This is a genomic window from Vibrio sp. 10N.286.51.C3 (assembly GCF_003050065.1).
Lineage (GTDB): Bacteria > Pseudomonadota > Gammaproteobacteria > Enterobacterales > Vibrionaceae > Vibrio > Vibrio crassostreae.
In genome coordinates this window covers 102,529-116,746 of record NZ_PIGC01000007.1, presented here as the reverse complement: position 1 = coordinate 116,746, position 14,218 = coordinate 102,529, and the positions used below count along the sequence as shown (strand labels likewise).

Genomic DNA, 14,218 nt, shown 5'->3' with positions numbered 1-14,218 from the left:
GATTAATGGAAAGTACCATTGCTTGCCGTAAAGTCCAGCAGTGATAAAACATTTCGAGGTGATAAGTTGCAAATATACGATAGCCTACCAGAAGAGAATGGGCTACAGCGCTATCTAGTCGGTGGGGCAGTGCGCGATAAGCTACTCAATATTGATAGCTATGATAAAGATTGGGTCGTGGTCGGCAGTACGCCTCAACAGATGGAAAGCCTTGGCTTCACTGCGGTGGGTAAAGACTTCCCGGTATTCCTGCATCCAAAAACCAAGGAAGAGCACGCACTGGCTCGCACCGAGAGAAAATCAGGCTCTGGTTACACAGGCTTCGAATGTTACTTCGCTCCAGACGTGGGTTTGGAAGAAGATCTGATGCGCCGAGATCTAACCATTAACGCCATCGCACAAGATGATGCAGGCAACCTTCACGATCCTTACCATGGCCAACAAGATCTCTCCGATCGTATTCTTAGACACGTATCCGATGCCTTTGTTGAAGATCCGCTTCGTGTGCTGCGTGTTGCCCGTTTCGCTGCCAAGCTTCACCACCTAAACTTTACGATTGCACCTGAAACCATGACCATGATGGCGACAATCGTTGAATCAGGAGAACTGGCACACCTTACAGCCGAACGAGTTTGGCAAGAGTGGCACAAATCACTTAGTACGCCACATCCAGAAGTGTTCCTTTCAGTGTTGAAAGAGTGTGGTGCATTAGCGGTTGTTTTGCCAGAGATTGACGCTCTATTTGGTGTCCCTCAACCTGAAAAATGGCACCCTGAAATCGACACCGGGATTCACACACTGATGGTTGCTCAACAAGCTGCGCTATTAAGCCCATCGTTACCAGTACGCTTTGCCTCTCAAGTGCATGACTTAGGTAAAGGCGTTACACCTGAAAGTGAGTGGCCAAGCCACAAAATGCACTGCCACACCGGTGTTAAGATCATCAAAAAGCTATGTGAACGAGTCAGAGTACCTAATGAGTTCAGAGATCTTGCGCTGTTAGTGTGCGAGCAGCATTCTAATATCCATCGTGCAGGTGAGTTAAAGCCAACCACCTTCCTTAAAGTTCTCAACAAGTTCGATGTTTGGCGCAAACCAGATCGACTTAACGACATCTTGCTTTGCTGCCAAGCTGACCACGCTGGCCGTAAAGGGTTACAAGATCAGCCTTACCCTCAAAAGGCTCGTTTTGAAGCAGCCTATAAAGCGGCACTTCAAATTGAAGTCAAAGCAATCATTGCCGATGGTTTTAAAGGTAAAGATATTCGAGAAGAACAAGAGAAGCGCAGAGCAGCGGCCATCGAAAACGCGTTATCAGAACTCACTGATGATTAGTCTTCATTCCGTTAGTAAGCACGCATTAAAAAACCCGCGACTAAGCGGGTTTTTCCGTTTCAATCTGTAAGAAGAAACATTTGTCTTCGAAAGTCGAGCGCTACTGCATCATCAAGAAAGCAAATAGACCAAAACCTAGAATCAGGCGGTAGATAACAAACGGTGTCATACCCATACGAGAGATAAGCTTCAAGAAGAAGTGAATACAGATATAAGCACTAATGAAAGAAACCACGATTCCCGTTAGCAAAGTGCCAGCATGGATTGGGTCACCACTGGTCACTAACTTCAGACCCAAGTAACCACCAGCCAGAGTGATGATTGGGATAGACATCAAGAAAGAGAATCGAGCTGCTGCTTCGCGTGTGAAACCAAGATACAGTGCCGCGGTAATGGTTGCACCAGAACGAGACGTGCCCGGAATTATCGCCATTGCTTGAGCAAGGCCTATAAACAGCGCCTTTTTCCAACCTGCTTGGTATTCGTCATCACGCAAGCTTGAGTTCTTATCCACCCACCATAACAACAAACCAAAGATAATCGTTGTGGTTGCGATCACCCACGCACTGCGTAAGTAAAGCTCAACAATATCTTTCATCAACAAACCAAAGATACACGCAGGAATCGTCGCGAGAATGATCATCCACGCTAACTTCGCTTCCTTGCTGCGATCGCCTTTAAACACTGAACCAAAGAATGCGCTCAACAGAGAGACCACTTCTTTACGGAAATAGATCACTACCGCGGCCAAAGTACCGACATGGACAGCAACATCAAAAGCCAAACCTTGATCTTCCCAACCTAAAACAGCAGAAGGAAGGATTAAGTGTGCAGAACTGGAAATAGGTAAAAACTCAGTAAAGCCTTGCACCAACGCCAACATAAACGCTTCAAAATAACTCATTACTTACCTTAAAAATTATAGTTTTATATCTACGACAGAGAGCGAGTCTAATTGCTGCATCTTCTGCCATATTTCACTGACGGTTCTTCCGTCTTGCGGGATCACTCTCGCAGGACAAAGATCATAAAGAGGTTGTGTTACAAAAGGATATTTGTAGATATCACTGCGTGGTAATTCTGGTTCGCGCTCAGAAACCACCTCTCCAAACAGCACAATATCAAGATCGAGTTTTCGATCTTGAAGTTTGTGCGCATCTTGAGAGCGACCCCATTTAAACTCAATTTTACGCAGCTGCTGTGAAAATTCAGTCAATGAGAGTGACGTGTCGAGCTCTATCACAAAGTTATAAAACGGATGGCTATTAAAGCCCACGGGCTCACAGTGATAGATTTTAGAGCATTTAAGGTTAGTCCCTAACGATTGAAGCTCTGTCCATGCCACCCTTGCATGCTTGTCGCGGTCTATGTTCGTGCCAACACCAACATAGGCTACTGTCATGCTCGGCCTCGTTCGATGATCACGCCAACAGCTTTTGCTTGTGGTACTGCGCCCGGTTTAGCCAAGCGGATTTTGATCCAAGGCACAGAGAATTGAGTCATGATCAATTCAGCGACTTCTTCAGCCACACGCTCCACTAGCAGGAATCGGCCATTCGCAATGTGGTCAAGCACGGCAGTACTCACAGTCGAGTAATCCAAAGCATCAACCACATCATCACTCTTACCTGCAGGGCGGTTGTCATGAGCCATTTCAATATCAAGCACAAGTTTTTGTTTAATCTCTTGTTCCCAATCGTAAACACCGATCGTTGTAATTACTTCTAGCTGTTCAATGAAAACTTTATCCAGTGCCATGACTTGTCCTTTTAGAGGTCGGATACCCATATTGGGGAAAAAAACGTATTATTTGCGTAATTCGAGATATGATATCAATTACTCTTGGATTGAGCATTATTTTCCCATCGTTAGGCTTATAACCGTTTAAGGAAAGACATGACCCCATTGGCACTAATCATGATCATTGCAGCCTATTTGCTAGGTTCAATCTCTAGTGCGGTCTTGATATGCCGAGTCTTAAGGCTTCCTGATCCAAGAACGGTGGGCTCCAATAACCCTGGTGCCACTAATGTACTGCGCGTTGGCGGTAAAGGCGCAGCTGCAGCAGTCCTCCTGTGCGACATGCTGAAAGGCACCATCCCCGTCTGGCTTGGCTACTACCTCAAGATCGACCCAATCATTTTAGGCGTTGTGGCGATTGCGGCGTGTCTTGGCCATATGTATCCGATCTTCTTCCACTTTAAAGGTGGTAAAGGCGTCGCAACCGCACTCGGAGCTATCGCCCCAATAGGATTCGATCTAACCGGTATGATCATGGCGACTTGGTTAGTTGTGGCGTTTTTGTTTCGTTACTCTTCTTTAGCGGCACTGGTTACTGTGCTACTTGCCCCTTTCTACGCTTGGTTAGTCAAACCTCAATACACATTGCCAGTAGCCATGCTGTGCTGTTTGATCGTGTTACGTCACCACCAGAATATCCGCCGCCTACTCGATGGCAGCGAACCAAAACTCGGACAAAAAAAATCGGCTTAAACTGTCACGTCTAAGCCGAACCATAGTATTCAGTATTTAAAGCTTACAGCAGATGTTTATCTAAAAACGTCTTCAACATTGTGTTCACAAACTCTGGTTGCTCTAACGAGCTAATATGACCTGCGCTAGGAATTACCACTAATTCACTGCCCGTAATGCAATCGTGCATTAGGTATGACTCAAGTACCGGACGTGGTTTGTCTTCTTGTCCTACCGCAATCAACACAGGTAGCGCGAAGTTCTCTACTGATTCGATCATATCACGACGTCCAAAGACCATTCGACCGATGCGCGCCACTTCTTCCGCTTTATCACCCTTAAGTTCAGATAACTGCTGAGTAAAACCTTCCACTAAAGCTGGCGTGTGGGTTTGAGCATCGTTTGCGAAGAACAGTGGAACCACAGCTTCAACAATCGGTTGAGGAACCATCTTAGTTTGAGTGATGGTGTCTAACATGTGGAAGTATTTAGCGTGTGCAACTTCTGGCTCTAAACCCACAAAGGTATCCATTAATACCAATGACTTGACTCGAGCAGGTGCTAACTCCGCAAGCTCCGTTCCCCACATACCGCCAACCGATAAACCTACCACTGAGAATTCATCGATCTCTAAATGATCAAGCAGAGCCAAAACGTGCTGAGCGTAATCTTTCAAGTTACGCATCGAAGCTGGTGCAGCTTGAGATTCACCATGAGACCAAAGCTCAGGCACAATACAACGGTACTGAGTTTTCAACGCCTCAATCTGTGGCTTCCACATTGCACTATCCCAAAGGTAGCTGTGGCCTAATACAACAACAGGGCCTTGACCTTCATCTAGGTACGCCATCAATTGATTGTCTACTGTGAACTTGTTCATCTTCTTCCCTAATCTCTATCAGCAATTATTTATCGACATACAGTCGGTAAGCTAAGATATAAAAACGGCCGCACAAGGCGACCGTTTATCGAAACACTATATTCAATTACGCAATTGGCTCTAGCTGGTCAATAGGCCAACGCGGAGTGGCATGAACAGACAAATCAGCCGTTTCGCCATTCTTCAAGCGCTGCATACCCGCATAAGCGATCATCGCACCATTATCTGTACAGAATTCTGTGCGTGGGTAGTACACCTCACCACCGACTTTCTTAGCAAGAGCTTCAAGCTCAACACGCAGTTGTTTGTTGGCACTTACACCGCCAGCAATCACTATACGTTTCATGCCCGTTTCAACCAAGGCTCGCTTACACTTGATTACTAAGGTTGCACAAACAGCTTCTTGGAATGCATAAGCGATATCAGCGCGAGTTTGGTCATCATTATCGTTATCGCGAATGGTATTCGCTGCGAACGTCTTCAAACCAGAAAAGCTCATATCTAGACCCGGACGATCGGTCATTGGACGCGGGAACTTAAAACGACCCGGAGTGCCTTTTTCCGCCAAACGAGATAACAGTGGACCACCAGGGTAATCTAAGCCCATCAGTTTCGCGGTTTTATCAAACGCTTCACCCGCTGCATCATCAATCGATTCACCAAGGATTCGGTATTCACCAATACCTTTCACTTCTACCATCATGGTATGGCCGCCAGAAACCAGCAGAGCCACAAATGGGAATGGTGGTGGGTTATCTTCTAGCATTGGCGCAAGAAGGTGACCTTCCATATGGTGAACAGGCACTGCAGGCACTCCCCACGCATAAGCAATACTGCGACCAATCGTTGCACCAACCAGCAGTGCACCCACTAAACCAGGGCCAGCCGTGTAAGCCACACCATCAATGTCTTTCGACGTTAGGTTCGCTTCAGCTAATGCCGCTTTAATAAGAGGAATTGTTTTTTTCACGTGGTCACGTGAAGCTAGCTCAGGTACCACACCACCGTAATCGGCGTGCAGCTTTACTTGGCTATATAATTGATGAGAAAGCAGCCCTTGCTCATCATCATAAATCGCGATTCCTGTTTCATCACAAGAGGTTTCAATACCAATAATGCGCATAATTTTCTCGGCACGCTTTCGTCTAAAATGGGAAATTAGCGCAATATTACCCTGCCTAAGCTCTTCAAACAAATATTGTACAGACTATAATCGACAAAGTGCTTTACAAAGCCACTGTGATCGGATTAAAATTCCGCACCATTTTTGATCAAGCTGGTTAATGGCCAAACGCAAATAGAGAGTTAGCTCGATGGGTAACTTCTCTGATTTGGTACTGAGTAGCCAGCGATAATGAATAACCCCTGAGGTGAAAGGCATATGCCAATAGTTAAAGTACGTGAAAACGAACCGTTCGACGTTGCACTACGTCGTTTCAAGCGCTCTTGTGAAAAAGCAGGTATCCTTTCTGAAGTTCGCCGTCGCGAGCACTACGAAAAGCCAACTACAGTTCGCAAACGCGCTAAAGCAGCAGCTCAAAAGCGTCACGCTAAAAAGCTAGCTCGCGAAAACGCACGTCGCGTTCGCCTGTACTAATAACTTAATCCATAAGGACTGAGTTATGGCTCTTATTGAACAACTCAAAGAAGAGCAAAAATTAGCGATGAAAGCCAAGGACAAACCGCGCCTTGGCACTATCCGCTTAGCTCTTTCAGCAATTAAGCAACGTGAAGTTGACGAACGGATCACTCTGAACGACGACGACATTCTTGCTGTATTAGTTAAAATGGTTAAGCAACGTCGCGATTCTGTTGCTCAATATGAATCAGCAAATCGTCAAGATCTTGCTGACGTGGAAAAAGCAGAAATTACGGTACTTGAAGGCTTTATGCCTCAACCGCTAAGTGATGAAGAAGTTATTGCACTACTTGATAGCGCAATCGCCGAAGCTCAACCAGCGGGCATGCAAGACATGGGTAAAGTAATGGCTATCTTGAAACCACAAATTCAAGGGCGTGCAGATATGGGTAAAGTTAGTGGTTTAGTTCGTTCTAAACTCGCTTAATCCCAAATCAAATTGCAACAAGCCGTGCAATCCTTCGGAACGCACGGCTTGTTTGTATCTGTAACCTATTCAAACTATTATTATCCACACTCTCAGTTAGTGCATTTTTCTAAGGTTTTATGGCAGGACACATCCCGCGTAGTTTCATTGATGATCTCCTAGCGCGTCTCGACATTGTCGACATAGTGGACGCACGCGTGAAACTTAAGAAAAAAGGCAAAAACTATGGTGCTTGTTGCCCATTCCACAACGAAAAGACCCCTTCTTTTAGCGTAAGCCAAGAAAAACAGTTTTATCACTGCTTTGGTTGTGGCGTACACGGTAATGCTATCGACTTCATTATGGAGTTCGAACGTCTCGATTTTGTTGAAGCGATTGAAGAGCTTGCCTCTTTCTTAGGCCTCGATGTTCCTAGAGAGCAACGCAGCGGCGAGATATCAACAGCACCAAGAGCCAACAGCGAACAAAAACGTAACCTCTACGATTTGATGGGCGGTATCAGTAATTTTTACCGCTCTCAACTGAAAATATCAGCCAACAAACCTGCGATTGATTACCTAAAGAATCGTGGCCTTTCGGGCGAGATCGTCCAGAAGTTTGGCATTGGTTATGTGGCCGATGAGTGGGACTTAGTTCGTAAGAACTTTGGCCAACAGAAAGAAGCCCAAGACATGCTCGTAACTGGCGGCATGTTAATTGAGAACGATAAAGGTAACCGATACGACCGATTCCGTGGACGCGTAATGTTCCCGATTCGCGATCGTCGTGGCCGTGTGATTGGTTTTGGTGGTCGTGTATTAGAAGACGGTACTCCAAAATATCTCAACTCACCAGAAACGCCTATCTTCCATAAAGGTAAAGAGCTTTACGGCCTTTATGAAGTGCTGCAAGCCTACCGTGAACCGCCGCAAATACTTGTGGTTGAAGGTTACATGGATGTCGTGGCATTAGCGCAATATGGTGTTGATTACTCAGTAGCATCACTGGGCACATCGACAACCGGTGACCACGTTCAAATGCTGTTCCGCCAAACCAGCACAGTGGTTTGTTGTTACGATGGTGACCGAGCAGGTAAAGAAGCCGCGTGGCGCGCACTAGAAAATGCCCTTGAGTACCTGAAAACCGGTAACACACTCAAGTTTCTATTCTTGCCCGACGGTGAAGACCCAGACAGCTATATAAGAGAACACGGCAAAGCCGCTTTCGAACAGCTTGTTCAAAATGCGACACCGCTTTCGACCTATTTGTTCGATAACCTGATTGAAATACACAAGTTAAACTTGGGAACAACCGAAGGGAAATCGGCACTGCGCGCACACGCTAGCGCATTGATTAACAAAATCCCTGACAGTTACTTCCAAGAGTTGCTCGAAAAACTGCTCGATGAGCGCACTGGATTTGATAACCAATTAAGACGAGCGCGTGTTCATACACAGAACCCGACACCTCAACCGCATAAAGAGCTGAAACGCACTCCAATGCGTGAAGTTATCGCTTTGCTTATCCAAAATCCGAGCTATGCTGATATGGTACCGGATTTATCAAGTGTCAAAGGCTTACAGCTGCCTGGACTAAGTTTATTCGTCGAAGTACTTGATAAATGCCATGCGCATCCCCATATCAACACAGGCCAATTATTAGAGCATTGGCGACACAATAAACATGAGGCTCTTCTGTCTCGTCTCGCGAGCTGGGAAATCCCCCTCGACGAAGACAATCAAGAAGACATATTTTTAGACTCATTGGACAATATACTTGCCCAGTGCGTTGAAAAACAAATTGAAAACCTGCAGGCCAAAGCAAGAAGCGTCGGTTTATCAGCCGAAGAAAAAAGGGAGCTACTAGCTTTAATGCTAGATCTAAAAGCGTAACCCTGTTTGATTAGTCAGCATTTAATAAATTTGTTAACATAATTGGTTTGCATTTGAGAATGCAACGTCCTTCACCAGACCTGAAGTTGGATATCATCTATGGATCAAAATCCGCAGTCACAGCTTAAATTACTTGTTATTAAAGGCAAGGAACAAGGCTATCTGACCTACGCCGAAGTAAACGACCACCTACCTGCAGAAATCGTGGATTCTGAACAGGTAGAAGACATCATTCAAATGATTAACGACATGGGTATCAAGGTAGTTGAAACTGCACCTGATGCTGATGATCTAGCACTTAATGATGACGATGCCAATATAGATGAAGATGCAGCCGAAGCTGCAGCTGCTGCGCTTTCAAGCGTAGAAAGCGAGATTGGCCGTACTACTGACCCAGTTCGTATGTACATGCGTGAAATGGGTACAGTTGAACTACTGACTCGTGAAGGCGAAATCGACATTGCGAAGCGTATTGAAGATGGTATCAATACAGTTCAACTATCGGTTGCTGAGTACCCAGGCACTATTCCATACATCTTGGAACAGTTTGACCGCGTACAAGCAGAAGAGATTCGCTTAACAGACCTAATCAATGGCTTTGTTGACCCAGACGACGATGGTACAGCTGCGCCAACGGCGACTCACATCGGTTCAGAACTTGCTGAAACTGATCTGGAAGACGAAGACAAAGAAGACGCAGAAGACGACGAGGAAGAGGAAGAAGAAGATACAGGTATCGATCCTGAACTTGCTCTTGAGAAGTTCACAGCACTTCGTACTAGCTACCAGAATCGTCAACTAGCGATCAACGAGTACGGCCATGAAAGCCCGAAAGCAATGCTTGCAACGACAATGATGCAAGACGTATTCAAAGAGTTCCGTCTAACACCAAAACAGTTTGATTACCTAGTAAACGAACTGCGTAACTCTATGGATCGTGTACGTACTCAAGAACGCCTAATCATGCGTCAAACGGTTGAGTACGGCAAAATGCCGAAGAAATCTTTCATTGCTCTATTTACTGGCAACGAATCTAGCGAAGCATGGTTGGATGAAGTTCTTGCTTCAGACAAGCCATACGCAGAAAAGATTAAACGTAACGAGCACGACATCCGTCGCTCTATCCAAAAACTGGATATGATCGAACGTGAAACGTCTCTTACTGTTCAAAGCATCAAAGATATCAGCCGTCGCATGTCTATCGGTGAAGCGAAAGCTCGTCGTGCGAAGAAAGAGATGGTTGAAGCGAACTTACGTCTAGTAATCTCGATTGCTAAGAAGTACACAAACCGTGGTCTACAATTCCTGGATCTAATCCAAGAAGGTAACATCGGTCTGATGAAAGCGGTAGATAAGTTTGAATACCGTCGTGGTTACAAGTTCTCTACTTACGCTACTTGGTGGATCCGTCAAGCAATCACTCGTTCGATTGCCGACCAAGCTCGTACTATCCGTATTCCGGTTCACATGATCGAAACGATCAACAAACTAAACCGTATCTCTCGTCAAATGCTACAAGAGATGGGTCGTGAACCACTTCCGGAAGAACTGGCTGAACGCATGCAAATGCCTGAAGACAAGATCCGTAAAGTACTGAAAATCGCTAAAGAGCCAATCTCAATGGAGACACCAATCGGTGACGACGAAGATTCGCACCTAGGTGATTTCATCGAGGATACAACGCTAGAACTACCTCTAGACTCTGCAACGGCAACCAGCCTACGCGGTGCAACTAAAGACGTTCTTGCAGGCCTAACACCTCGTGAAGCTAAAGTACTGCGTATGCGTTTCGGTATCGACATGAATACTGACCACACTCTTGAAGAGGTTGGTAAACAGTTCGACGTAACTCGTGAACGTATCCGTCAGATCGAAGCAAAAGCACTGCGTAAACTTCGTCACCCAAGCCGCTCAGAAACTCTGCGTAGCTTCCTAGACGAGTAATCGCACACTCAAGTGTGGTTAGCTTTTAAGCATAAATAAGAAAAGGTGAGCGTTGGCTCACCTTTTTTTTATCTGTGTGATTTAAGTGGCTAAGATGTAAGCGGAATTGCCCCTTATAGTGTCTAGACACCATTGAACGCTTCCCCTATAATCTATGCCCTACGGCCCCTTAGCTCAGTGGTTAGAGCGCACGACTCATAATCGTTCGGTCCCCAGTTCAAATCTGGGAGGGGCCACCAAATTAGAAAAGCCAGAACAGTTCATGCTGCTCTGGCTTTTTGCTTTTCTAAATCTGTACAACTTACGCCCTGCATTTCCTAACCAATAACGAATCATCCCGCACACAATTCCAATTGCCTCTCTGTGACTAAACATACTTTTCTTTTATAAAAAAATCGGCAATATGAGTGTACACAAATCATTCAATAGTTCAGGGAAGAAACATGAAAGACGAAACACTCTCGATTCACTTCGGCTACGAAACTGATCCAACAACCAAATCGGTTGCCACACCTATTTACCAAACCGTCGCTTACGAATTCGATGACGCACAACATGGCGCCGACCTGTTTAACCTTGCGGTGCCAGGTAATATCTACACACGGATAATGAATCCAACCAATGATGTGTTAGAAAAACGCATGGCAGCCTTAGAAGGGGGGATTGCAGGCTTAGTGGTAAGTGCGGGCAGTGCTGCGATCAACTACGCGATTCAGACGTTGGCGCAAATCGGTGACAACATTGTCTCAACGCCTCAGCTTTACGGTGGTACTTACACCCTATTTGCTCACATGTTGCCAAACCAAGGAATTGAAGTTCGTTTTGCTAAAGACGACAAACCAGAAAGCTTAGCGGCACTGATCGATGAAAAAACCAAGGCGGTTTACTGTGAAAGTATTGGTAACCCTGCTGGTAATATCATCGACTTAGAACGTGTTGCAGAACTTGCCCACGCACAAGGAGTGCCTGTGATTGTTGATAACACAGTCGCGACGCCTGTGCTGTGTAAACCTATCGATTTTGGTGCTGACATCGTGGTGCACTCACTAACCAAATACGTGGGTGGTCACGGTACAACGTTAGGTGGCGTGATTGTCGATTCAGGAAAATTCCCATGGGCAGAGCACAAAGAGCGCTTCCCTGTTTTTAATCAGCCAGAGCCTTCTTATCATGGCGTGGTTTATACCGAGGCATTTGGTGAGGCTGCGTTTATTGGTCGAGCTAGAACGGTTCCCCTACGTAATACAGGTGCAGCACTGTCGCCAATGAATGCTTTCATGTTGATGCAAGGCTTGGAGACATTGTCGTTACGTATGGAGCGACACACAGAGAATGCATTGAAAGTGGCAGAATACCTCAGCCAACACGAAAAAGTCAGTTGGGTAAGCTACGCTGGTCTGCCTAGCTCAGAATTCTACCCGCTTGCTGAAAAATACATGCAGGGTAAGCCATCGGCTATTCTATCTTTTGGCTTGAAGGACGGTTATGAAGCTGGTGTCCGCTTCTACGACGCGCTACAAATCTTCAAGCGCCTAGTGAACATTGGTGATGCCAAGTCTCTGGCTTGCCACCCTGCTTCTACAACACACCGTCAGCTAAGCGAAGCAGAACAAAAGCAAGCCGGTGTATCACCAGAGATGATTCGCCTCTCAGTAGGTATCGAGCACATTGACGATATCTTGGCTGACCTAGAGCAAGCACTTAGCGCTTAATGACGCTACAGCTTTAAGTAACAGACATAAAAAAGCCCATCACAGGATGGGCTTCTTATTATCTATTTCTTAGATAAGCTGTCGATTACTCAACCGTTACAGCTTTCGCTAGGTTACGAGGTTGGTCAACGTCGGTACCTTTGATCAACGCAACATGGTAAGACAGCAGCTGCATTGGTACTGTGTAGTAGATAGATGCAGTTACTTCACTTACATGAGGCATCTTGATGATCTTCATGTTCTCATCGCTTTCGAAACCAGCAGCTTCATCTGCAAATACATACAGCAGACCGCCACGAGCACGGACTTCTTCAACATTTGATTTCAGCTTCTCTAGCAAGTCGTTACTTGGTGCAATAACCACAACTGGCATATCTGCATCGATAAGAGCCAAAGGACCGTGCTTAAGCTCACCAGCAGCGTATGCTTCTGCGTGGATGTAAGAGATCTCTTTCAGTTTAAGAGATGCTTCCATCGCGATTGGGTAGAACTCACCACGACCCAAGAACAGTGTATGGTGCTTATCAGCAAAATCAGGTGCCAGTGCTTCGATCTCTTTATCAAACGCTAATGCTTTCTCGATATCAGCAGGCAGTTGGTGAAGTGCTTGAACGATTTCCGCTTCTTTCTCTTCATTGATACGACCTTGTAGACGACCAATTGACGTTACCATCATCAGCATAGCCGCTAGCTGTGTTGTGAAGGCTTTAGTAGAAGCAACACCGATCTCCGTTCCTGCGCGAGTCATAAAGGCAAAATCAGACTCACGAACAAGCGAAGAACCTGCTACGTTACAGATGGTCATTGCTGACATGTAACCCTTCTCTTTTGCAAGACGAAGTGCAGCAAGCGTATCAGCCGTTTCACCAGACTGAGACAGAGTCACTAAAAGGCTGTTCGGGCGAACAACGAAATCACGGTAACGGAACTCAGAGGCGATCTCTACGTCACAGCTTACGCCAGCTAGAGATTCAAACCAGTAGCGAGCAGCCATACCTGAGTTGTAAGACGTACCACATGCGATGATCTGCACGTGTTCAACCTTGCTTAGAATCTCTTCAGCTTTAACGCCGATAGCATTAGTGATCACAGACGTATCTGAAATACGACCTTCCATTGTGTTGATCAGCGCGGTTGGCTGTTCGAAGATCTCTTTCTGCATGAAGTGACGGTATTGACCTTTGTCACCAGCATCGTGTTCTGCGTTTGATTCTACGATTTCACGCTCTACACGCTCACCCGCTACATCAAATACCGTTACATCACGACGAGTAACCTCTGCAACATCACCTTCTTCTAGGTACATGAAGCGACGAGTTACGCTTAGCAGTGCAAGTTGGTCTGATGCAAGGAAGTTCTCACCCACACCAAAACCAATAACGATAGGGCTACCAGAACGAGCAACAACAATGCGGCTAGGATCTTTGCGATCAACCACAACCGTGCCGTACGCACCGTCTAATTGTTTTGCTGTTTTCTGTAGCGCTTCAACCAAAGAAGCTGAAGTGCGAAGTTCCCACTCAACTAAGTGAGCAATAACTTCTGTATCCGTTTGTGAAGTAAATACGTAACCACGCTCTTGTAGCATAGCGCGCAGTGCTTCGTGGTTTTCGATAATGCCATTGTGTACAACGGCGATATCACCAGACATGTGCGGGTGTGCATTCGCTTCAGATGGTTCACCATGCGTCGCCCAACGTGTATGAGCGATACCAGTACCGCCAATCACATGTTGCTGATCGACTGCGTCTGCTAGCTCTTGTACTTTACCAAGGCGGCGCACACGAGTTAGGTTAGATTCAGTATCGACGACAGCGACACCTGCTGAATCGTAGCCACGGTATTCTAGGCGACGAAGGCCTTCTACTAAAATTTCAGCTACATCACGCTGTGCTACTGCACCAACAATTCCACACATAGTTTCACTCCATCAATTTT

Annotated in this window: 13 protein-coding genes and 1 tRNA gene; 8 read left to right on the top strand and 6 right to left on the bottom strand. The window is 45.9% G+C overall.

What is annotated here, in order from left to right; genetic code table 11:
* Positions 1 to 18: 18 nt before the first annotated feature.
* Positions 19 to 1,335: a multifunctional CCA addition/repair protein gene (locus CWO27_RS09585; RefSeq protein WP_107898909.1), complete on the top strand. Its 1,317-nt coding sequence runs from the start codon at positions 19 to 21 to the stop codon at positions 1,333 to 1,335.
* 100 nt (positions 1,336 to 1,435) lie between these two features.
* On the opposite strand, the gene CWO27_RS09580 is transcribed toward CWO27_RS09585, so the two are convergent.
* Genes CWO27_RS09580 through folB form a run of 3 tightly spaced genes read right to left on the bottom strand, consistent with a single transcriptional unit; the run spans position 1,436 to position 3,093 of the window.
* Positions 1,436 to 2,239 (bottom strand): undecaprenyl-diphosphate phosphatase, encoded by an 804-nt coding sequence (locus CWO27_RS09580; protein WP_048658005.1) that lies wholly within the window; start codon positions 2,237 to 2,239, stop codon positions 1,436 to 1,438.
* A 15-nt stretch (positions 2,240 to 2,254) separates the two neighbouring features.
* Positions 2,255 to 2,737 carry a 2-amino-4-hydroxy-6-hydroxymethyldihydropteridine diphosphokinase gene (gene folK / locus CWO27_RS09575; RefSeq protein WP_048662646.1) on the bottom strand — a complete coding sequence of 161 codons (483 nt, stop codon included), beginning with the start codon at positions 2,735 to 2,737 and terminating at the stop codon, positions 2,255 to 2,257.
* The gene (gene folB / locus CWO27_RS09570) at positions 2,734 to 3,093 is read right to left on the bottom strand and encodes a dihydroneopterin aldolase (protein ID WP_055319014.1); all 360 of its coding nucleotides are present in this window, start codon (positions 3,091 to 3,093) and stop codon (positions 2,734 to 2,736) included. The genes folK and folB overlap by 4 nt, the downstream gene beginning before the upstream one ends.
* 138 nt (positions 3,094 to 3,231) lie before the next feature.
* Between folB and plsY the strand changes: the two genes are divergently transcribed.
* Entirely contained in the window at positions 3,232 to 3,828 is a 597-nt protein-coding gene (plsY, locus tag CWO27_RS09565) for a glycerol-3-phosphate 1-O-acyltransferase PlsY (RefSeq protein ID WP_009847793.1), read from the top strand.
* A 43-nt stretch (positions 3,829 to 3,871) separates the two neighbouring features.
* On the opposite strand, the gene CWO27_RS09560 is transcribed toward plsY, so the two are convergent.
* The gene (locus tag CWO27_RS09560) at positions 3,872 to 4,687 is read right to left on the bottom strand and encodes an alpha/beta fold hydrolase (RefSeq protein WP_102478469.1); all 816 of its coding nucleotides are present in this window, start codon (positions 4,685 to 4,687) and stop codon (positions 3,872 to 3,874) included.
* A 106-nt stretch (positions 4,688 to 4,793) separates the two neighbouring features.
* Positions 4,794 to 5,810, bottom strand: coding sequence for a tRNA (adenosine(37)-N6)-threonylcarbamoyltransferase complex transferase subunit TsaD (gene tsaD / locus CWO27_RS09555; RefSeq protein WP_017061410.1), 1,017 nt, complete (start codon positions 5,808 to 5,810; stop codon positions 4,794 to 4,796).
* Positions 5,811 to 6,068: 258 nt separating this feature from the next.
* Between tsaD and rpsU the strand changes: the two genes are divergently transcribed.
* The 6 genes from rpsU to CWO27_RS09525 all read left to right on the top strand — a co-directional run bounded on the left by rpsU (position 6,069) and on the right by CWO27_RS09525 (position 12,280).
* Positions 6,069 to 6,284: a 30S ribosomal protein S21 gene (gene rpsU / locus CWO27_RS09550; protein ID WP_004396009.1), complete on the top strand. Its 216-nt coding sequence runs from the start codon at positions 6,069 to 6,071 to the stop codon at positions 6,282 to 6,284.
* Positions 6,285 to 6,309: 25 nt separating this feature from the next.
* On the top strand, positions 6,310 to 6,753 hold the full coding sequence (locus tag CWO27_RS09545) for a GatB/YqeY domain-containing protein (protein WP_017061409.1): 444 nt from the start codon (positions 6,310 to 6,312) through the stop codon (positions 6,751 to 6,753).
* 119 nt (positions 6,754 to 6,872) lie between these two features.
* Positions 6,873 to 8,624 carry a DNA primase gene (dnaG, locus tag CWO27_RS09540; protein WP_017062923.1) on the top strand — a complete coding sequence of 584 codons (1,752 nt, stop codon included), beginning with the start codon at positions 6,873 to 6,875 and terminating at the stop codon, positions 8,622 to 8,624.
* Between the two features lie 99 nt (positions 8,625 to 8,723).
* The gene (gene rpoD / locus CWO27_RS09535) at positions 8,724 to 10,568 is read left to right on the top strand and encodes an RNA polymerase sigma factor RpoD (protein ID WP_048614894.1); all 1,845 of its coding nucleotides are present in this window, start codon (positions 8,724 to 8,726) and stop codon (positions 10,566 to 10,568) included.
* A gap of 163 nt (positions 10,569 to 10,731) precedes the next feature.
* A tRNA-Ile gene (locus CWO27_RS09530) sits at positions 10,732 to 10,807 on the top strand.
* 204 nt (positions 10,808 to 11,011) lie between these two features.
* The gene (locus CWO27_RS09525; RefSeq protein WP_048657999.1) at positions 11,012 to 12,280 is read left to right on the top strand and encodes an O-acetylhomoserine aminocarboxypropyltransferase/cysteine synthase family protein; all 1,269 of its coding nucleotides are present in this window, start codon (positions 11,012 to 11,014) and stop codon (positions 12,278 to 12,280) included.
* A gap of 85 nt (positions 12,281 to 12,365) precedes the next feature.
* Here the strand turns inward: CWO27_RS09525 and glmS are convergent, their stop codons facing one another.
* On the bottom strand, positions 12,366 to 14,198 hold the full coding sequence (gene glmS / locus CWO27_RS09520) for a glutamine--fructose-6-phosphate transaminase (isomerizing) (protein WP_107898908.1): 1,833 nt from the start codon (positions 14,196 to 14,198) through the stop codon (positions 12,366 to 12,368).
* Between the last annotated feature and the right edge of the window lie 20 nt (positions 14,199 to 14,218).

Coding starts and splice junctions, on each gene's coding strand:
- rpoD (WP_048614894.1), top strand. CDS start 8,724: ATGGATCAAAATCCGCAGTCACAGCTTAAATTACTTGTTATTAAAGGC.
- rpsU (WP_004396009.1), top strand. CDS start 6,069: ATGCCAATAGTTAAAGTACGTGAAAACGAACCGTTCGACGTTGCACTA.
- CWO27_RS09560 (WP_102478469.1), bottom strand. CDS start 4,687: ATGAACAAGTTCACAGTAGACAATCAATTGATGGCGTACCTAGATGAA.
- dnaG (WP_017062923.1), top strand. CDS start 6,873: ATGGCAGGACACATCCCGCGTAGTTTCATTGATGATCTCCTAGCGCGT.
- CWO27_RS09545 (WP_017061409.1), top strand. CDS start 6,310: ATGGCTCTTATTGAACAACTCAAAGAAGAGCAAAAATTAGCGATGAAA.
- CWO27_RS09580 (WP_048658005.1), bottom strand. CDS start 2,239: ATGAGTTATTTTGAAGCGTTTATGTTGGCGTTGGTGCAAGGCTTTACT.
- folK (WP_048662646.1), bottom strand. CDS start 2,737: ATGACAGTAGCCTATGTTGGTGTTGGCACGAACATAGACCGCGACAAG.
- CWO27_RS09525 (WP_048657999.1), top strand. CDS start 11,012: ATGAAAGACGAAACACTCTCGATTCACTTCGGCTACGAAACTGATCCA.
- tsaD (WP_017061410.1), bottom strand. CDS start 5,810: ATGCGCATTATTGGTATTGAAACCTCTTGTGATGAAACAGGAATCGCG.
- folB (WP_055319014.1), bottom strand. CDS start 3,093: ATGGCACTGGATAAAGTTTTCATTGAACAGCTAGAAGTAATTACAACG.
- plsY (WP_009847793.1), top strand. CDS start 3,232: ATGACCCCATTGGCACTAATCATGATCATTGCAGCCTATTTGCTAGGT.
- glmS (WP_107898908.1), bottom strand. CDS start 14,198: ATGTGTGGAATTGTTGGTGCAGTAGCACAGCGTGATGTAGCTGAAATT.